An 18,585-nucleotide genomic window follows, 5' to 3' on the forward strand; every position below is an offset into this window, starting at 1 on the left:
GATTCGGACTCGATTCCATGGTTTCTCTCTATCTCAGTCCGAATCACGAAGATACCCCCTCTTGCGTATGTTTTCTATCCAGTTTTGCAACCAAAGGCACAAATAAATTAATCATCACTCCCGAAAAAAAGGCGGATAGAATCGTACCTACCCCAATCGGTCCACCGAAAATAAAAGCAAAAAACACAAGGACGATACTGATCAATGCTCTAGAAATCGCGAAATTCAATCCCGTTAATCTTGTAATAATCTGCATGGAGCGGTCCAGGGGATTAGGGGCAAAATCGGCCTGCAAGTTGACAGCGATGCCTAATCCGCCAAAAACTATTCCAATAACTAAACAGATGATTCTACTAAAAATGGTTTCTGGCTGCAGCCATTCAGTTAGTAGATACATCCATAAATCAATCCCGGCCCCTGTAATCAACGAGGTCAGTAATGCCAGGAATTCCGGACGACGTCTTCCGGCTACCGCATTACACAAAACCAAGAAGAGCCCCAAAATGATTTCCCAGCTGCCAATTGTCAATCCAAAACTTCGATACATCCCCACGAGCAACGCATCAAAGGGTGCAGTTCCCAAGTTAGAACGGATGCTCAAGGCAATGCCGAATGTCAATATAAAGATACCTAGAAAATAAAATGTAAATCTACGAAGGGATAGGCCCATAGAAACTCACCTTAGAATGCAAGATTTTTCACCATTAGAACATGCGGAATCCCATCTTCCATAAATTCTGGGGACTTCGTTTCGTATCCTAACTTGTGATAAAAACCCTCTGCATGTGTTTGACCATGTAATTTTGCCTTGCCTAGCCCTAGTTCATGGGCGAGTTGTTCAAGTGTCCCAATAATTAATTTACCAAGCCCATATTTTCGATAGGGAGCCAAAACGCAAATGCGTTCTAATTTGGCCTGTCCATCTACAATCCGCAATCTCCCTGTTCCAACAGGTTGATCCTCAAAATAAACTAAAATATGTTTCGCATGTGCGTCATGTTCGTCATATTCAATTTCTTCCGGTACCCCTTGTTCCTCCACGAATACCGCTTTTCTGATCTGAAACGCGTCATCTAGTTGTTTTTGATTTGTAACACGCTTGGCTTCCATGAAAATCATCCTTCCTCATTTTTGATTCCATCCCAAAAAATCTTCCAAATACTCGAAAGTCGTTGGTTAAATTCATCTGTATCGTAAAAAAACATCTGCATAGAGATTCCATCAATTAAGCAATAAAAAGCGGCTAACAGATTCTCTATTTCCTGGTTTTTAATTACCTTTTCCCTTATACCCTCTTCAAATACTTCGCGGTATAACTTAGAAGTTTGTTGTTCCATTTTCATAATTTCATGACGGATGGTTGCCTCTAAGAATGATGGAGGAAAATGGATTGCACGTTTATAAAAAGCGGTTTGTTCTGGATTCTTGACTTTGTATTGGTAGCCTTGATATAAGATAAACTGCAGTTTTTTCTCTACGGTCTCCAAGTGCATTTCATCATGCATTTCTTTGATAAAACCAATATAGTCTTGGGCCATATCTTTAAAGACCGCTAGAAACAAGTCCTCTTTCTTCCGAAAGTAGGTGGCAATTGACTGCTTTTTGATTCCGACAGCTTCTGCTATGTGAGCAAGAGATGTCCCCTCATATCCGTTTGTAGCGAAAAGAGTTAACGCTATGTTTTTAATTCGTTTTTCTGTCATAGTCCCACCTCTACCCTGACAATCGTCAGGTAATAATAGCATGATTCCCAATCTAAATCAACCTATAGTAGAAAGCTTCTATTTGTGATGAGAGTGCAACTTTTTGAAGCCCTTCGTTACATGAAGGATTATAAAGGAACAATTACGTATGTGGAAATCAATAGTGAAGGGCTTGCAATCGTCAAGTGGCAGAAGGATACAATTTATCCGAGCGGCAAGCCGTTGGAGCTGGGCACTAAGCCCACACCATTCGGCGAATCCGTTTATTTCTCAGATCAATGGATGACCGACTCGCTTTCTTACGGTACGGTCGACAGCAACGGAAAGAGATTACAAATTGAGATAATCGACCGATTATCCAATAATCAGTACAAGAATGCATACATTGTGCCGATTGACGGGGAAAAGCGAATAGATGCTAACCCAATTGAATAAAGCAGCCGGTTCTGATACCGCTGCTCTTTAAAAAAGCTTACGTAAAAGGCGTAAGAGAATTTTGTTAATAAATGCTAGTACAAGCATATCAACAATGATCGCAATGAGCGCTGGAGTCAGTGTTAGTAGTTAATTAACATTGACTTTTAAATTCGAAAATATCATCAACCGCTTGGCGATATCCACCAGATCGTTGAAAGGATTCCCTCATCTTTGCCACAGCCTTTCGGAAAGATGGCTGGTTTAGAACATATTCTACAGATTCTCGTAATTGATTTGCAGTCGTATTTTGCATTTGTAATTGAATTCCAGCTCCGATATGCGCAACTTGCGCGGCAATGATTGGCTGATCCGCGCTCAGTGGGAATAGAATAAGTGGAACCCCGTAATATAGACCTTCATGGGTACTGTTCATTCCACCATGTGTAATAAATAGCTTCGTGTATTGCAGAATTTCTGTTTGTGGAACATAATTTTTTACGATGAAGTTTTTGGGGATTTCCCCCAAATCTGCTTGTTGGGTCTTTTCCCCAATCGACATAACGACGGTGTGATCCGTATTTTTAAAAGCCTTAAAACATAGCTTATAAAAATCAATGGCTTGATTAAAAACAGTCCCCAGAGAAATGTAAATCAGGTCCTTTCCCTTAATTGCCAGGTCGAAGTTTTCCTTCGTTGATCGTGAAGAAATGGATGGACCTACAAATTTATAGGTTTGGTCGAACGCTTCTCCATGTGGTTGAAACTCTCTCGTTGTATAAACAATGGTACATGGTGCAGGATTACAAAAAACCTCATAAGGAGAATGGATCTCAACCCCATACCTTTCCTTTACCTTGGCCGTAAGGCTCTGGAATTCATCGGATATAGGTTTAACGATTTCAGTAGGAATGGTCTTAGAAAACTGATCCAACATGGTATTGAATGATACTTCGGTCTGTGCAAAAGAAGTACAAGAATTGATGGCAGGAAGCTGAAGAATCTGGGCAAGTATACGTCCACAACCAAACATGGAATCGTAGATGATGTAATCAAAATGCTCTCCTTTGATCTGTTCAAGAACGCTAGGTATGACAATATCTGCCGTATGTAAAAGACCGTTGACTCTTTCGAGTAAATAATTTCTTCCCCCTGAGATAAAGGCTTTTACAAATTTTTCACCGTCAAATGTTCGTACCGTTGCTCCCGTTTTCTCCATCCGGTCACGAAAGGCTTCTATACAAAAGTACACTACCTCTTCTCCACGTGAAATAAGCTCCTGCACTACGCCTATAGTTGGATTGATATGTCCTTCTGATCCACCATTAATAAATAAAACACGGGCCATTTCTACTGCTCCTTAAAGTTTATTCTGCATTGACTGAATAGGGTTGCCGCAGGTAGCATCATTCAGGACTGTAGATTCCATTTACATACACGTTATGTCCGAAGTATGACTCACCATTGTCCCGGACATAAAGATCTGTACTGGATATCATAGATAGGGATAATTCATACTTTCCATCCCTAAAGATCATTTCCGCATAGGAAGGTGTAGCTTTTTCTGAATCAATGGTGCCGATATTGACCCCTCCATTCATCATTGCTTCTTTATTCGCTGCATAAAAGGCATCAAGACTGAATAAAAGCCCATCACCAGAAGCCTCTTTGATCGTTATCGTAGAGCCAGCCAGCTCATTAGAGCCATTCAACTTATAGGTTCCAAGATGCAATTGTTGCCATGCGTTAGGAATGCTGTCTTTCGGGTCAGTTTTCAGGCCGACCACCACATCTTTAACAGTAAGGATTCGATAGGGAACTCCAGCTCGTGCCCTCTCTTCCAAGGTGTGATCCTCTATAAAACCTGATTCCGTCTGTTTAAAGATTAATAGTTGAGAAATAGGTATTGCGCCCATATACCCAAAACCTGTTGTATAATTGGCGATTACGACAATATCCTTCTTTCCGTCAGCACTGACATCCTGGAAAGAGACTGCAGAGACAGAATAGATGGACTCAGGTGATTCAGGCTCATATTTTAACTCCGTCACCGTATCCCCTTTTTTAAAGTAAAAATGCGGCTGTTTCTTACCCTTTATCTTTTCTTCGGAAGTGATAAACTCAGACTCCCCCAAATCTTCAAAAACAGTTTGGAAGGATTGATCATTCAATATATCCCCAATGATAGGGTCTGAATTTTTTGGAATAGATGGATTCGTTGGGGTAACATCGGCTGAAGAAACGGCCGCATTTGAGGTTGATTGTGCCGTGGTGGGCGAGGATGAAGGCACTACGTTAACATGAGGAAGTACTTTTGACTCAACAGTTGTTTTGTCAGTTGTGGATGGCTGGGAAGGTGTATTTTCGTTGTTACAACCCGAGATTACAAGAATAATACTGAAAAGAAATAAAAAATATCTAGTCAATCTAAACGTCCTCCGGTTCTCAAATATGATCTAATTCTGTCATCTGATACGGTTTACCTCGAAACAAGGTATTTTTCCACAAAACGAAGAAAAACCTCAGTGCTCGACGAAGTAAGTTAACTGTCTAAGCTCCATAAATTCAATGACCACCCCAGACTATGATATACAAAACGATTATAGTTATCATATCATATAACGTTTCGTAAAAACTTAGATTAATAAAGCCAGATTTTCAGGGGAAAATATGTAAAAATATGTAAGGGTGGAGTAATCCTTGAAAATGGGACAAGCAAAATTATTGGATGAAATCACAGCTCTGGAGGAGAAAGTATCGAACTTAACAAACCATTATTGGCGTACTTATTCCAATGCTGATACGTGGGAGTTTTGGCTACTGCTGGCTTTATTCATCCTTCCTTTAGTGGCCCTATATTTTCTCATTGACCGAAAAAGAGCATTTCATATTGGTTTTTTTGGGTTCAATGTTCATGTCTGGTTCCACTATATAGATATATATGGGTATACGCATGGGCTATGGGGTTATCCATATAAATTAGTTCCCTTCTTACCTTCAAGTGTTACTTTGGATACAGCTCTTATTCCCGTCTTGTTTATGCTTGTATACCAATGGACAATAAATAATAATAAAAATTATTATCTATATCTGACAGGAATGTCTGTTTTTCTTTCATTCTTGTTCAAACCAACCATGGTTGCCTTCGGTTTATTTCAATTGTATAAAGGCATGAATTATTTCCACTTGCTTGCTGGTTATATAACAGTTATGTTGGTATCTCGTGGGATAACAAACCTGTTCCTTTATTTTCAAACAACCAAAGAAAATCCCAAGACACCAAATACGACCAAGCCAATCGAGAAAGAAACGCCAAAAAGGAAAAGGTTTATTCTGAGTAAATTGTTTCACTTGAAACGAAAAGCAAAGTAAAAAAGTGCAGGGGAATCTCTACACTTTTTTACTTTACTTATGAAACACCACTTCATGATCCGGAACAACCCGAATCATCTGTTCTTTCATTAATATGTCATTATATTGACTGATGACTTTCTCCGCAGGTACCTTCCCATCCACTGTCGTATGTCCATTTTCAACCAGGGTCACATGAAACCCCAAGCTTGTTGCCCTGCGGCATGTGGCAGCAATGCAAAATTCCGTTCTTACACCAACAACGACAAGATGGGTAATGCCCTTATTTTCCAATTGCTCTTTAAGCAAGGTTTGATCAAAAGAATCGGCTGATCGTTTATAAATTACCTGATCTCGTTCATTGAGAGTAATCATGGGATCCAGTTGCCAAAACTGCGAGCCCCTCGCCAGTAACTCTTCATCCTCGAATTGAATGTAGCAGATGGGAACCACTTCTTCTTTAGCCCTCTCGATCATTCGATAAATGACCTCTTGCGTTTCTTCTTTTTTATACGTGCCCCACAATGGTCCCACTTGAACGTCGATAACTAGCAAAGCCGTTTTTGCTTTGTCCATTCCAATTCAGCCCCCTCTTCGATTCATTTCAGACAAGAAAAATGAAGCGCTGCCTTCTCAAACACCAGTCCCCATGCACCAATACTAATGTACTCATTCCTCATCACTCCACCGAATGTTTTTGCAACCCTGCAAATAGGAGTTCGACGACTTGTTCAATAACTTTCTCTGATTCTTCCCTTTCGAAATAGCCACTGGCTAACAAGTCAAGCATTCCAGTCAAACCACCCCAATACACATTGACAATCACCTTTGGCTCGCATCGTTTCAGCTTTCCCTCGTTCATCGCCTGGATAAAGACATCAACTAGAGGTTGCTTGGCATGGTGATAGTAACTTTCTGCGACGGAATGAGAATCCTCTGCAAATACAAGTTCAAAATCATTTTCCATATTCCGATAGAATTTCAAGAGTAAAGGTTGTTTCTGGGCCATCTCTAAATAAAAGCGAGTATATTTCTTCAACTTGATCAGTGAATCCTCATCTGCTTGAAGCCTGGACCTAATAAATTGTTGTGCAGTTGAAATGGATTGTGAGAATAATTCACGGAAAAGTTCCATCTTATCCTTGAAGTAGTAATACACCAATCCTCTAGCGATCCCGGCTTTTCTCGCTATATCCCCCATTTCCGTTCCTCTAACTCCCTTTTCTACGTACACTTCAATGGCTGCAGACAAGATTTGTTTTACCCTTTCGACCCGAATTTCTTCATTTTGTTTTGAAGTTCGAGGTGACAAGCTCTCCCCTCCTTTTTGACTGACATGTATGTCAATTATTAAATTATTCCAGTTCCTTTAAATTGTCAACCGCTATTTTCAATCTATTAACTCTGTTCTGACTCAATTACATTGTTCCCACAAACTTAGTCTGAATCGCCCCAGCTTCCGCCCTAATGGGTCGGAAGCTTTTATTTAACCTACTAATAGTCAAAATTTGGATTCTAATTTCGACAAAATTTGTGTAACCAAATGCCCACTTCCCTCGTCAGTAATAGTGAAAGAGTTTTAAAGGAGTGTGATAAGAATGCTAGGCCTAATTTTTTGTTGTTTAGTCCTCTTAGGATTGAGTATCTTCACTGCATCTCCACAGGAGAATAAGAAAGTTCATGAAGATTTCGTCCCACGAAAATATATTTCAAAATAGTTCATGGAGATGGCTGTTCTCAAATGGTGACCAACAATAAAATACGGATTTCTCATTAAAAAAGCCGGATTCCCGATCGCTAAGACAGGAAAATCCGGCTTATTGCTATTCTAAAACCATTCTATGCTTTTTGTTTCGCTAATTCAGCTGCGACATCCAAGATCATATCTTCCTGTCCGCCAACAGCTTTTCTCTTTCCTAATTCTACTAAAATATCACGTGAATCGATACCGAAGCGTTGTCCGGCACGTTCTGCATGAAGTAAGAAGCTTGAGTACACTCCTGCATATCCCATCACAATGCTGCCTCTTCCAATTTCCTGTGCTTTTGGAAGAATAGGAGCAATGACTTCTTCAGCAAGGTCCATCAATTTATAAGAATCAACGCCGACATCCATTCCCATTCTTTGTAACACAGGAACTAATACCTCGGTTTGCGTATTCCCAGCACCCGCGCCTAGGCAACGAAGGCTTCCGTCAATTCTTGTTGCCCCTTCTTCGATCGCAACTAGTGTATTGGCTACTGCAACTGATAAGTTGTTATGAGCATGAAATCCAATTTCGATATCCAAAGACTGTCTTAACGCTTTAATTCTTTCGCGGACTTGATTAGGTAAAAGCGCTCCTGCAGAGTCTGTTACATAAACAGCTTCCGCTCCATAGCTTTCCATGAGCTTGGCTTGTTCTACTAGTTTTTCAACGGGTGCCGAGTGTGCCATCATTAAAAACCCTAAAGCTTCCATGCCAAGCTCACGAGCCATGCTGATATGCTGGGCAGATACATTGGCTTCTGTTACATGTGTTGCCACACGAACCAATTGGGCCCCGATTTCACGTGCCTGTTTCAATTCATGAACCGTTCCAATTCCAGGAATAAGCAAGACAGCGATTTTGGAGTTTTTACTTTCTTCAACGGCTGCCTCGATTAATTTCATTTCATCAACAAGGGAACGGCCATATTGAAGGGTTGAACCACCCAATCCATCCCCATGTGCTACCTCGATATAGTGCATGCCAGCATCTTCTAATCCGCGTACTACGGCACGAACTTGTTCTTCGGTAAATTGATGGCGAACCACATGGCTTCCATCACGCAAACAAACTTCTGTTAGTTTAATAGGTTTATTACTATTCCGTTTCATATCGATTCCTCCTTGTATGAGATCAATTACATTGATAGTCTTTTCGCTAGATGTTTTGCCACGTTTTCTCCCGCTTTTACCGCTGCGGCTGTCATAATATCCAGGTTTCCTGCATATGGAGGGAAATAATCACCAGCACCTTCAACTTCGATGAATACGGTTACACGGTTCCCATCAAACAATGGTTCCTGCTTTAATCGGTATCCAGGAACATATTCTTTCACACGTTCTACCATTGCTTTGATAGATTCGGTGATTTTTTGTTCATCCATATTTTTCACTTCACAATAAATCGTATCTCTCATTAAAATAGGAGGCTCAGCAGGATTTAAAATAATTAAAGCTTTTCCTTTATCGGCTCCGCCCACTTCTTCAATTCCTCTGCGGGTGGTAATTGTAAATTCATCAATATTAGCCCTCGTGCCTGGTCCCGCACTTTCACTAGAAATGGTAGCCACGATTTCTGCATAGCTGACATCTGCTACGGAATTAATCGCACTAATCATTGGGATCGTCGCTTGGCCCCCACACGTAATCATGTTGATATTATCCCCTTCGATATTTTCCTCCAGGTTTACAACGGGAGAAACAAATGGTCCTCTAGCTGCAGGTGTTAAATCAATCGCAAACTTGCCAAGCTCTTTCAAAATCTTTGCATGTCTTACATGTGTTTTGGCTGAGGTGGCATCAAATACGATATCTGCTAGATCTGGATTGTCTACCAAGCCTTGGATTCCGTTATCAAATGTGGCATATCCTCTTTCTTTGGCACGTTTCAACCCGTCAGATTCCGGATCAATCCCAATCATCGTTGTGAGTTCGATATAGGGGCTTCTTTCAAGCTTGTACATTAAATCTGTGCCAATGTTTCCTGAACCAATAATGGCTGCTTTCACTTTCATCACAATACCTCCTAAAAATTTGATTTTATCCTTCCAAGTGACTGTCTAAGACCACATCTTTATCAAGCAGCTGTAGCCTTTTTTGGACATCCCTTAGATGCTCTTCCATTTTCAACTGTGCCTCTTTCACATCTTTTTTCACCAGTAAATCATAAATTTCCGTATGAAATTTATACGAATACTCAAAGACCCCTTCATCATAAGCCACTTGTTTTTGAACCTTAAACACTAAGTGAGTAATGGTATTATACAAATATTGAAGGGTTTTGTTTTTCGCTGATGCAGCAATGCCTTTATGAAAACCCATATCCGCTTGAATTTGCAGATCTTTATCCATTTTTTCAAAAGCCACTTTTAGCAAATCCAAGTGTTCTTTTAATTCATTTAAATCCTCGTCAGTTCTTCGTTCGGCAGCATAGCCTGTCAAGGCAACCTCCAATGACAAACGGGCTTCCTGGATTTCGGAAAATGACGAATCATTTAGGAGAATTTGAAAAGTAAGGGACTCCTCAATGACCTTCGAAAAATCAGCGGTGATATAGGTACCTTTTGTCATGCGGCTAATCAAGCCTTGCTGTGAGAGAACCATAAGCCCCTCACGCAAGGAGGATCGACTGACATTCAAAAGCGTGCATAATTCCCGTTCATTTGGAAGTTTATCGCCAACCTTAAGCTCACCATTGATGATCAGGTTCTTCAGTTGTGTAATGACATCGTCACCTAAAGTTTTTCTTTTGATTGGTTCAAACTCCAATTTTTTCACCCACATTTATTTTGCTGTTTCAAAAGGTTTATTGACCGGATGCTTTGGCTTTTCTCCTTTTAAAACGCGAACGACTTCCATAAAAGAGGATTCCCGCAATTGGTCCTCGGATTGCTCAGAATAAAACGCAGCATGTGGAGATAAGATGACATTATCAAGTTTTAAGATCTCATCTTCTGCGGTCGGTGGTTCCTTCTCCAAAACGTCAAGCCCCGCACCGGCAATTTTTCCACTTTTTAATGCGTCAATTAAATCTTCCGTATTAATTAATGGGCCTCTTGCTGTATTGATAACAATGGCATTTTCTTTCATCAAAGCAATTGTTTCTTTATTCAACATATGATGTGTTGCTTTGATTAAAGGGGCATGAACAGATACAACATCGGAAGTCTTTAGTAGTGTTTCTAAATCCACTAGATTTACACCAAACTGTTTTGCATCCTCTTCCTTAACAAATGGATCAGAGACGTTAATGGTAAATCCAAACGGTTTTAGTTTTTGGGCAACGACCTTTGGAATATTACCAAATCCGATTAAACCAAATGTTAAAGTATTAAAACGAAGGATTCGATTTTGCTTCGAATGGACATCCCAAATGGCTTCCTTCATTTTCTTATCATACACATGCAACTGACGAAGCAACGTAAATGCCATGGAGATTGCGTGGTCTGAAACCTCATCCCAGCAATAATCAGGAACGTTAACCACGTAAATTCCTTTTTCCGTAGCAGCCTCAATATCAATATTATTTACACCAATCCCAGTTCGAACAATAATTTTACACTTTTCTAGCTGTTCAATCACATCTCGATTGAAATCACCATACACCGTAACAATTGCATCCGCGTCTTTACACGCTTCAATAAGCGCAGAAGCCTCTGGGCCTTGACCCGTCACGAGATCAATATCAAGCTCTCTTCTTAAAACGTCTCTCTCAATGGAATAATCCGGGAAAATAGTATCTGGCATCACAACTTTAAAAGACATTCTGGTTCCCCCTCTACTATTTAACAAATGATTGGTTAACCATCAGGGTATGATGGTCTGACCATGATACCCTGATTTTCTCATACAATTTTCTAGATTTCAATATATTTTTTACCTTAGGAAAGCTCGGGTTGTTTAAACAAAAAAATCCCCACAACGGGAGATTTTCTTTATCTAAACTTGCGACTTTAGACGCTGAACCTTATTCCGCTTACTTTGACCCGTGATACTTGCTAAAACTGCACCTAGAATGGTCACTACTCCCCCAACAAGTGACATCCATGAAATTTGTTCGTGGAGCAAAGCCACCCCAAAGATCACGGTCCAGACGGGGAGAAAATTAATGTAAGGGGCTGCTCGGCCCGCACCGGCTATTTTCACACCGGCATTCCAGGCAAAATAGGCACCGACAGATGCAAATGTACTGACATAGATGATACATAGCCAGGCGGTTGCGCTCATATGAATCATGTCCGGCTTTACCGTTCCAATGCAGCTAATCGCACTGAGCAAGGTCCCGTAGAAAGCGGCCCCTGCCGTCATGGTTAGCGGATCCATCTCTTTTCCATAACGTTTTCCAAGGACCGTGTATAATCCCCAAGCTAGGCAAGATAGGATGATTTCGATCTCACCGATGATCGATGCTTGAGAAGATGCTGTATGTTTTCCCTTAAATAGGAGAACAACCCCCACTACCGAAACCACTGTGCCAATCCAAGCACGTAACTTGACCTTTTCCTTTAGAACAAAAGGGGTAAACATGAGGATCGCAACTGGAATCCCGGCCGAAATCATCCCTGCCTGTGACGCACTGATATTTTTTAATCCCATGTAATTTAATGTGGAGAAGGCAAAAACCCCAAAGAAACCGAGAATTAAAAATTCCCTCCACTTGGAAAGGAGGGGTAAGCTCTTTTTATTGAAGGATAAAATCCCAACCAGAATCACCGTAGATATCCCCCAGCGAACGGTATTGAGCAGTGTCGCAGGTAATGCCGGTGCCAAATAGCGCCCACAAATATAATTCCCACCCCAAAAGACTGTTGCCATAATAAGTAGTGCAATACCTTGTTTCATTTCTATCAATCTCCTTCTATTTGAATAATGATATACTATCTTTTTGTAATGATCCATACCATTATTCAGTAGAAATGGAGAGATTGAGGGGAGATGGGGCTGTACTTAATTAAAAATAGATATTTGCAAATATTCAAATCCCTATATATAATAAATATCGACTCTATCATTTCCCCTTCTCCTGCTATCTAAAATTATTTAAAAAAGGATGTGGACTATGCCCTATAAACCTCGTACCGAGTCCAATGAATTCATAATCCTAAAATCATTGAACACACGAATGACTTTATCTGCCAAAGACAATCAGCACTATTTGCACCTTAAAAAAGGATATGAAGGGGAGTTCATGTTTGATTTATTAACGGACAAACTTCAATGCGAATGCCTTATTTTAAATGATTTGTTACTTAAATCAAATAATACCACTTTTCAAATCGACTCCTTGGTCATTCTTTCTGACACCATCCACCTTTTTGAAGTGAAAAATTATGAAGGAGATTATTACTACGAATCAGATCGAATATATAAAAAACCGAAAACAGAAATTACTAATCCACTCATCCAACTAACCCGTTGTGAGTCATTGCTTCGCCAACTCCTTCAAAATCTTGGATTTAAGCTTCCAATCGTGGCCTCCGTCGTTTTTATCAACCCCGAGTTCACCCTATACCAAGCACCTCTGGACAAACCGTTTATTTTCCCAACTCAAATTCAACGCTTTCTGCGACAACTTAGTTCAGCACCCTCAAAACTTAATGGAAAACATAAGATGTTAGCTGATAAACTAATTTCTTTACATTTGGAAGATTCCTCTTTTAATCAGCTGCCTTCTTATGATTTCAATCAACTTCGAAAAGGAATCATTTGTGCGAAGTGTAACTCGTTTAGTATTTCGGTTAGGGGAAAGAACTGCTTTTGTATGGATTGCGGGCATGAAGAAATGGCTACCTCTGCTATCATGCGGAGTGTGAATGAGTTTAGGCTCCTTTTTCCAAAGTTGAAAATGAACACCAATATCATCCATGAGTGGTGTAAGGTGGTAGATTCTAAAAAAAGAATAAGACAGATATTAGATAAAAACTTTAAAATTATAGGAGTTCGCCGTTGGTCCTTTTATGAATAAGGCTAAAGATTTTTTGGAGATAGAACTGGTGTAAACGAGTTTTTATCCTTGAGAGCTTTCTTCAAAGACTTTTCTCAAGCTCTTCCACCGGCTTTTGTCCTTGAGAGCCTCTATCAAGGCCTTTTCTCTGGCTCTTCCACCGGCTTTTGTCCTTGAGAGCCTCTATCAAAGACTTTTCTCTGGTTCTTCCACCGGGTTTTGTCCTTGAGAGACTTCCTCAAGGACTTTTCTCCTACTCTTCCACTGGTTTTTATCCTTGAGGGCCTTCATTAAGCTGCATTCCAGTTTTACCCCAAAACTCTTTTAGCCTTCACATAGTGCGAACTCCACCATTTGGAGTTTAGATCAGAATACCGAACTCCGCCATCACCGTATGTATGAAGAACTTTCCCGTTCCCCGCGTAAATACCTACATGTCCAATTCTTTTAATCGACGAAGAACTGTATTTTGTTGTCGCTTTTGTTGAGAAGAAAACAAGGTCTCCAGCCTTCAATTGATTACGACTAACAGATTTCCCAACCTTAGATTGGTTTCTAGCACCTGCAGGCAATGTGATCCCATATTTGTTAAAGACATATCTTGTAAAGCCCTGGCAATCAAAACCAGACGGGGAATGTCCACCGAATTTGTATGGAACTCCCAGGTACTTTGCCCCCGAGGAAATAATTTGACTTCCGGAGATGCTCGCAGCCGCGGAAGCTATGGGTGTTGTGACTGGAGTGAAAAATGTGAAAGTGGAAAAAGCAAGTGTTAGACCGAGACTCAGTGATGCTATCTTTTTAAATGTTTGCTGTTTCAGATTTTTCATTTGCTTACCTCTCCTTTTTGTCTTATCTAAGGTGAGTATAGCAAAAGTAAAATTCCCACCATTTACTTACGGTCAGCGAAAGTCAACAGAGAGTAGGAAGGAATGGCTTAAATGAGAAATACATGAAAAAACTTTAATGTATATCATCTTTACATTTTTGTGGAAGTGTGAAAAGAAAAAAAGATGAGATGATCCGAGATCTCTCATCATTCTTGGTAGGTCACACGAGCATACTGCTTCGTAACCTTTTGGTAAAGTAGGAAGGGCAAATCCTATTAAAATCTTACCGTTTCCGCTGAATTAAAAATGCGTTCTCCGCCTTATTAAATCCAACCTTTGGATAATATTCCATTGCATCAGGAACAGACAACAACAGCAAGGACGTTTCCTCACCTAATTGCTTTTGAAGTTCTTTAATCAATTGCTTTCCTATTCCTCTTTTTTGATAATCCTTATCCACTGCTAGATCCGATAAATAACAACAGTAGCTAAAGTCAGTAATCGCACGAGCAATACCAATGAGTTTGTTACCATCCCTAACAGTTATTGTAATGTCCGCATAATCGATCATCCGTTGGATCCGTTCCAATTGATCGACAGGTCTTTTTAGACCTGCCGCCCGAAACACATTCGCAACCTCTTCAGCAGATACTGGTGCATTCACCTTATATTCTAAACTCATGTCTTCCTTCCCCCCTTTAATGGTTTTTGCCTAATGACAGGTGACCACCGGATTCGGACTGAAATCCACCTGGGACCCCTTATTCAGTCTGAATTACTCTCGGATTCGGACTGAAATCCACCCTGGACCCCTTATTCAGTCCGAATTACTCTCGGATTCGGACTGAAATCCACCCTGGACCCCTTACTCAGTCCGAATTACTCTCGGATTCGGACTGAAATCCACCCTGGACCCCTTACTCAGTCCGAATTACTCTCGGATTCGGACTGAAATCCACCCGGGACTCCATACTCAGTCCGAATAACTCCTGTTTTCTGTCCGCCACCAAGCCGATGAAGCTCAAATTGTTTTATTTCCTCACAGCCAAACAATAATTCACATGATCAAAGGCTGTCATTGGCTGTTCTGGGTTTGCTTGGTTGTATTTTTCAAAATACTGCTCTGTGATTTCATTCGGAGTCAAATGTTCGTAAATGAGAAAGTGGTTATCAGCCAATAGCTTCTCTATTTCTGTATACGAATAGCTTGCAAGCATTTCTTCATTTGCTACCCTTACCATCGCTGTTTGCTTTTTAACCCGTTCCCCTGCGTGGTCGGTATAGGTGTACTCATCCGGATAGTCAAAAACAATGCTACTCCCTTTTGGAACTAGTCTTGAAATGGTGTTTATGGTTTCAATAAATGCCTGTTGTGGCAAATAGTAACTGATTCCAAGCAAACTGCAAAAGCTGATCTTATTATCATTAAAGTCCGGATAGCCAAGTAACGTCCTCTCCAAGTTGTGTTCTGTAAAATCTGCCGCAACAAAGTGGAGGTTTTCCGGTTGAGATGTAATTAACTTTTGAACACGTTTTTGTTTTTCAACGCTCATCACCGGGTGGTCAATTTCAAAGATTTCTAGTTGTGAGGCCCAATCAGGTTGACGATAGGCGAAAGTATCATATCCAGCAGCAAATATTAAATACTGCCTTGCTCCAAACCGCACAGCACTTTCCAGCGATTTTTCTGCGAATGCTGCTCTGCCCAGTGGGGACGGTGATAATTGCTGATTCACAATCCATTGCAAAGCCTCCTCCGGTGTGCCAACAAATGATGGATTGAAGAAACCAATTCCCTTTGACATATTGCTTGCTATTTCTTGATATTCATCCTCTGTTACTATTTTCTTTGCCAGATGGTCATCGAAGATTTTCTCTGTGTATTGCATCGAATGATAGGCTCGTGAAAAGGCACTGACAAGTGCAGTCACACTTTTTGATTCCATAAAGCTCCTCCTCTATTTGCTCTCTTATCCCTCAACTTCAACCAAAAGGGTACCGACCACCTCTATGGGAATCAGCGGCGTCAATTGGCCTACACAAAAAAGATGAAGTTCATGCATGGCACGGGTGCAGGCGGTGTAAAGAAGCTTTCGTTCACTCTCCCTAGAATACTGTGTGGTAGATGCGTTATAGATAATCACGGCATCGAATTCAACGCCCTTCGCTAAATAGGCAGGAATAACCACGATTCCTTTTTCAAAAGAAATGGTTTCTTTATCAACAAGCAAGACAGGAAGATTACTCTTAAGCCTTTCATAGACCTCAAGGCTCTCATTAGCTGTTTTGCAGATGACGGCGATCGTCCCGTAACCACTGCTTTGAAGACCCATCACGCGCTCGACCACCTTTTGCTCAAGTTCATCCATCATTTCCAGCTTCAACAATGTTGGTTTTCCGCCTTCCCGCTGAAACGGTTCGATCATCTCTCCCCCTTCAACTAACTCTCGTGTAAACTCCACAATCGGTTTTGTTGAACGGTAGCTTTGGCTTAGAAGAATCTGCTCCATGCGATCTGTTCCAAACAATGCGGGCAATGCTTTAAAACCTGAATTCTCGGCCGTATGCGCGAAGATGGCCTGATTCCAATCGCCTAGCACTGTCATTTTACTGCGTGGAAACAAACGCTTGATAAAAGCAAATTGAAATGGTGAATAATCCTGGGCCTCATCAATAAAGACATGGCGAATCGTATTTTTCGTATGAAAACCTTCTAATCTTTCCTTCAAATACAAATAGGGGGTAGCATCCTCATACAGCAATTCTTTTTGAGCGAGTCTCTCCATCGTATGCTTGCAGATAGAAGCCCATGATTCTGGAAGCTTCGCACCCACTGCAATCTCTGAAACAAACTCCGGATGGGCAAATAGCTGCTGATAAATGCCGATGGCGTCGATAAACTGAAAAGACTTTACACATTCATAAAGCGGTTTAAAATGTTTTTCAACCACTCTTTCTGAAAGTAAGGCTTTCTCACTTTCAAAGTCATCAAAGGTGCCTTCATCGTATTGCTTTTTCTTGCGCAGCTCCTTATAAGCCCATCTATAGGCCTCGTTGCCTAACAGTTCAACCTCATCCTCCACCCAGGCTTTCTCCGCTTCATCTCGCGCCAGTTCCTTCAACTGTTTGATCAATGCCGTTGCAAGGAGGGCCATTCGATTGGAAATAGGCAGATTTGTATCATAAGCATAAAATTGCTTTCGAATCTGTTCTGCAGAAATAAGCACCTCTCCTTGGAAGAGAATTTCTTTGAATAGGAGACCTTCTTTGCCAAGAAAAGCAATATAATCCTCAATGGTTTGCAAGAAGTCTAAAGAAGCTTTATATTGAATCCCAGCTATACGCGCCACATACCCGGGCATATCCATGGCCGTTAAGACAAATTCCATTTGGGTAAATGGATCCTCAAGCGAAAATGCACTCCCTAACCGACGCTCCAAGTATTCCTGAAATGTTGTCTGCTGCATGTTTTCTTCCCCTAATTCAGGCAGGACGGTGGAGATATAGCTATTAAACATGGGATTGGGAGAAAACAAAACGATCTGGTCTGCCAACAGTTTTCCACGGTAGCGGTATAACAAATAGGCAACCCTTTGCAATGCCGCTGAAGTTTTCCCACTTCCCGCCGATCCTTGCACAATGAGCAGTTCACTGCGTTCGTTGCGAATGATCTGATTTTGTTCCTTTTGAATCGTTGCCACAATACTTTTCATCTGCGCATCCGATTGTTTGCCAAGCACTTCCTGTAAGAGTTGATCGCCGATGGTTACCCCCGTATCGAACAGACTTTGTATCTGTCCATCACGAATGATATATTGTCTTTTTAACTCCAGTGTCCCCCGGGCAGTTCCACCAGGGGTATCATACGATGCCGGTCCAGGCAGATAATCGTAGTAGATACTTGAAATCGGTGCACGCCAGTCATATACGAGAAACTCCAATTGATCTTCATCAAGAAAAGAGGCAACACCCAAATAAATTGATTCAGCTTTCTTAAATCCCTTTTCCAAAAAGTCAATCCGGCCAAAATAAGGGGAACGTCTTAACTTTTCGAGCGCCACCAACTGTTTTTGGTTATGTTGGTAAACACGTTCACTTTCCGATAAGACCTCTGCCTGTTGCTTAATACTTGCTGCCGTTTCGATTGCTTCCAATGGATCATCAAAATTAACCGTTACGTTGTCCCAGAAATTCTTGCGAATCGAAACGATATCCGTTCTGTTTTTGTCGGCGGCTTGTTGAAGATGGTCCATTCTTTTGCCAATTTCATCGATAACAAAATCAACACGTCTTTGTTCCTCTAACCAACTTTTATCCATACTCATAAACCGCCCCTTTTCCTAAAAAATAAGATTGTACAAAACACTTGACAAACCAAAATAGAAATGGTAATATTAAATTGGATAAATATGAATGAAATATTCTAGGTTGGAAATCAACCACAACACATCGTATCATGGATTTTATTAAAAATCAATGATTTTCTTGCGTTGGAAAATTAAATAAATTTCTGTTTTCGTTTTGTAACCGAAAAGAGCCCGTCTCCAATAAATGAGAGGGGCTCTTTTTAATTTGCGTATATCCCCAAAGGGAACGG

19 protein-coding genes are annotated in these 18,585 nt (G+C 40.8%); 3 read left to right on the forward strand and 16 right to left on the reverse strand.

The annotated features are described in order from the left end of the window. Nucleotides 1–43 precede the first annotated feature (43 nt). From J2Z37_RS13515 to J2Z37_RS13525, 3 genes are read right to left on the reverse strand one after another with little or no spacing between them, the layout of a single operon-like run. A complete protein-coding gene (locus J2Z37_RS13515; RefSeq protein ID WP_209810807.1) occupies nucleotides 44–670 on the reverse strand; it encodes a DUF6198 family protein in 627 nt (208 codons plus the stop codon). A gap of 11 nt (nucleotides 671–681) precedes the next feature. Beyond that, nucleotides 682–1,110, reverse strand: coding sequence for a GNAT family N-acetyltransferase (locus J2Z37_RS13520; protein WP_209810808.1), 429 nt, complete (start codon nucleotides 1,108–1,110; stop codon nucleotides 682–684). 5 nt (nucleotides 1,111–1,115) lie between these two features. Next, nucleotides 1,116–1,703 carry a TetR/AcrR family transcriptional regulator gene (locus J2Z37_RS13525; protein WP_209810809.1) on the reverse strand — a complete coding sequence of 196 codons (588 nt, stop codon included), beginning with the start codon at nucleotides 1,701–1,703 and terminating at the stop codon, nucleotides 1,116–1,118. An 87-nt stretch (nucleotides 1,704–1,790) separates the two neighbouring features. Between J2Z37_RS13525 and J2Z37_RS13530 the strand changes: the two genes are divergently transcribed. Further along, complete coding sequence (locus tag J2Z37_RS13530) at nucleotides 1,791–2,138, forward strand: hypothetical protein (protein WP_209810810.1); 348 nt, start codon at nucleotides 1,791–1,793, stop codon at nucleotides 2,136–2,138. A gap of 133 nt (nucleotides 2,139–2,271) precedes the next feature. On the opposite strand, the gene J2Z37_RS13535 is transcribed toward J2Z37_RS13530, so the two are convergent. Both J2Z37_RS13535 and J2Z37_RS13540 read right to left on the reverse strand, forming a co-directional pair. Next, complete coding sequence (locus J2Z37_RS13535; RefSeq protein ID WP_209810811.1) at nucleotides 2,272–3,465, reverse strand: macrolide family glycosyltransferase; 1,194 nt, start codon at nucleotides 3,463–3,465, stop codon at nucleotides 2,272–2,274. 58 nt (nucleotides 3,466–3,523) lie between these two features. Beyond that, nucleotides 3,524–4,543, reverse strand: coding sequence for a hypothetical protein (locus J2Z37_RS13540; protein ID WP_209810812.1), 1,020 nt, complete (start codon nucleotides 4,541–4,543; stop codon nucleotides 3,524–3,526). 280 nt (nucleotides 4,544–4,823) lie between these two features. Between J2Z37_RS13540 and J2Z37_RS13545 the strand changes: the two genes are divergently transcribed. Continuing rightward, nucleotides 4,824–5,489, forward strand: a complete 666-nt coding sequence (locus J2Z37_RS13545; protein ID WP_280922215.1) for a CBO0543 family protein — start codon at nucleotides 4,824–4,826, stop codon at nucleotides 5,487–5,489. A 33-nt stretch (nucleotides 5,490–5,522) separates the two neighbouring features. On the opposite strand, the gene J2Z37_RS13550 is transcribed toward J2Z37_RS13545, so the two are convergent. The 7 genes from J2Z37_RS13550 to J2Z37_RS13580 form a co-directional block, all read right to left on the reverse strand. After that, nucleotides 5,523–6,044 (reverse strand): isochorismatase family protein, encoded by a 522-nt coding sequence (locus J2Z37_RS13550; RefSeq protein WP_209810814.1) that lies wholly within the window; start codon nucleotides 6,042–6,044, stop codon nucleotides 5,523–5,525. A gap of 103 nt (nucleotides 6,045–6,147) precedes the next feature. Further along, entirely contained in the window at nucleotides 6,148–6,780 is a 633-nt protein-coding gene (locus J2Z37_RS13555) for a TetR/AcrR family transcriptional regulator (RefSeq protein WP_209810815.1), read from the reverse strand. 527 nt (nucleotides 6,781–7,307) lie between these two features. Then, entirely contained in the window at nucleotides 7,308–8,327 is a 1,020-nt protein-coding gene (gene dmpG / locus J2Z37_RS13560) for a 4-hydroxy-2-oxovalerate aldolase (RefSeq protein ID WP_209810816.1), read from the reverse strand. A gap of 26 nt (nucleotides 8,328–8,353) precedes the next feature. After that, on the reverse strand, nucleotides 8,354–9,232 hold the full coding sequence (locus J2Z37_RS13565) for an acetaldehyde dehydrogenase (acetylating) (protein WP_209810817.1): 879 nt from the start codon (nucleotides 9,230–9,232) through the stop codon (nucleotides 8,354–8,356). A gap of 22 nt (nucleotides 9,233–9,254) precedes the next feature. Beyond that, nucleotides 9,255–9,983: a FadR/GntR family transcriptional regulator gene (locus J2Z37_RS13570; protein ID WP_209810818.1), complete on the reverse strand. Its 729-nt coding sequence runs from the start codon at nucleotides 9,981–9,983 to the stop codon at nucleotides 9,255–9,257. A 15-nt stretch (nucleotides 9,984–9,998) separates the two neighbouring features. After that, nucleotides 9,999–10,979 carry a C-terminal binding protein gene (locus tag J2Z37_RS13575; RefSeq protein ID WP_209810819.1) on the reverse strand — a complete coding sequence of 327 codons (981 nt, stop codon included), beginning with the start codon at nucleotides 10,977–10,979 and terminating at the stop codon, nucleotides 9,999–10,001. A 174-nt stretch (nucleotides 10,980–11,153) separates the two neighbouring features. Beyond that, nucleotides 11,154–12,056, reverse strand: coding sequence for a DMT family transporter (locus J2Z37_RS13580; RefSeq protein ID WP_209810820.1), 903 nt, complete (start codon nucleotides 12,054–12,056; stop codon nucleotides 11,154–11,156). Nucleotides 12,057–12,273: 217 nt separating this feature from the next. On the opposite strand from J2Z37_RS13580, the gene J2Z37_RS13585 reads away from it, so the two are divergent. Further along, on the forward strand, nucleotides 12,274–13,179 hold the full coding sequence (locus J2Z37_RS13585; RefSeq protein ID WP_209810821.1) for a nuclease-related domain-containing protein: 906 nt from the start codon (nucleotides 12,274–12,276) through the stop codon (nucleotides 13,177–13,179). A 287-nt stretch (nucleotides 13,180–13,466) separates the two neighbouring features. Here the strand turns inward: J2Z37_RS13585 and J2Z37_RS13590 are convergent, their stop codons facing one another. From J2Z37_RS13590 to helD, 4 genes are all read right to left on the reverse strand, one after another. Continuing rightward, on the reverse strand, nucleotides 13,467–13,988 hold the full coding sequence (locus J2Z37_RS13590) for a C40 family peptidase (protein ID WP_245203804.1): 522 nt from the start codon (nucleotides 13,986–13,988) through the stop codon (nucleotides 13,467–13,469). Between the two features lie 283 nt (nucleotides 13,989–14,271). Then, a complete protein-coding gene (locus J2Z37_RS13595; RefSeq protein WP_209810822.1) occupies nucleotides 14,272–14,670 on the reverse strand; it encodes a GNAT family N-acetyltransferase in 399 nt (132 codons plus the stop codon). A 349-nt stretch (nucleotides 14,671–15,019) separates the two neighbouring features. Then, nucleotides 15,020–15,934, reverse strand: a complete 915-nt coding sequence (locus tag J2Z37_RS13600; RefSeq protein WP_209810823.1) for a class I SAM-dependent methyltransferase — start codon at nucleotides 15,932–15,934, stop codon at nucleotides 15,020–15,022. Between the two features lie 24 nt (nucleotides 15,935–15,958). Continuing rightward, entirely contained in the window at nucleotides 15,959–18,307 is a 2,349-nt protein-coding gene (gene helD / locus J2Z37_RS13605) for an RNA polymerase recycling motor HelD (protein WP_209810972.1), read from the reverse strand. Nucleotides 18,308–18,585 lie beyond the last annotated feature (278 nt).

This window comes from Ammoniphilus resinae, from assembly GCF_017873965.1.
GTDB classification, from domain to species: Bacteria; Bacillota; Bacilli; order Aneurinibacillales; family RAOX-1; genus Ammoniphilus_A; species Ammoniphilus_A resinae.

Bases quoted from the DNA above. Each gene is read 5' to 3' on its own strand.
- J2Z37_RS13515 (WP_209810807.1), bottom strand. From the start codon at position 670: ATGGGCCTATCCCTTCGTAGATTTACATTTTATTTTCTAGGTATCTTT.
- J2Z37_RS13520 (WP_209810808.1), bottom strand. From the start codon at position 1,110: ATGGAAGCCAAGCGTGTTACAAATCAAAAACAACTAGATGACGCGTTT.
- J2Z37_RS13525 (WP_209810809.1), bottom strand. From the start codon at position 1,703: ATGACAGAAAAACGAATTAAAAACATAGCGTTAACTCTTTTCGCTACA.
- J2Z37_RS13530 (WP_209810810.1), top strand. From the start codon at position 1,791: ATGAGAGTGCAACTTTTTGAAGCCCTTCGTTACATGAAGGATTATAAA.
- J2Z37_RS13535 (WP_209810811.1), bottom strand. From the start codon at position 3,465: ATGGCCCGTGTTTTATTTATTAATGGTGGATCAGAAGGACATATCAAT.
- J2Z37_RS13545 (WP_280922215.1), top strand. From the start codon at position 4,824: ATGGGACAAGCAAAATTATTGGATGAAATCACAGCTCTGGAGGAGAAA.
- J2Z37_RS13550 (WP_209810814.1), bottom strand. From the start codon at position 6,044: ATGGACAAAGCAAAAACGGCTTTGCTAGTTATCGACGTTCAAGTGGGA.
- dmpG (WP_209810816.1), bottom strand. From the start codon at position 8,327: ATGAAACGGAATAGTAATAAACCTATTAAACTAACAGAAGTTTGTTTG.
- J2Z37_RS13575 (WP_209810819.1), bottom strand. From the start codon at position 10,979: ATGTCTTTTAAAGTTGTGATGCCAGATACTATTTTCCCGGATTATTCC.
- J2Z37_RS13580 (WP_209810820.1), bottom strand. From the start codon at position 12,056: ATGAAACAAGGTATTGCACTACTTATTATGGCAACAGTCTTTTGGGGT.
- J2Z37_RS13585 (WP_209810821.1), top strand. From the start codon at position 12,274: ATGCCCTATAAACCTCGTACCGAGTCCAATGAATTCATAATCCTAAAA.
- J2Z37_RS13590 (WP_245203804.1), bottom strand. From the start codon at position 13,988: ATGAAAAATCTGAAACAGCAAACATTTAAAAAGATAGCATCACTGAGT.
- J2Z37_RS13595 (WP_209810822.1), bottom strand. From the start codon at position 14,670: ATGAGTTTAGAATATAAGGTGAATGCACCAGTATCTGCTGAAGAGGTT.
- J2Z37_RS13600 (WP_209810823.1), bottom strand. From the start codon at position 15,934: ATGGAATCAAAAAGTGTGACTGCACTTGTCAGTGCCTTTTCACGAGCC.
- helD (WP_209810972.1), bottom strand. From the start codon at position 18,307: ATGGATAAAAGTTGGTTAGAGGAACAAAGACGTGTTGATTTTGTTATC.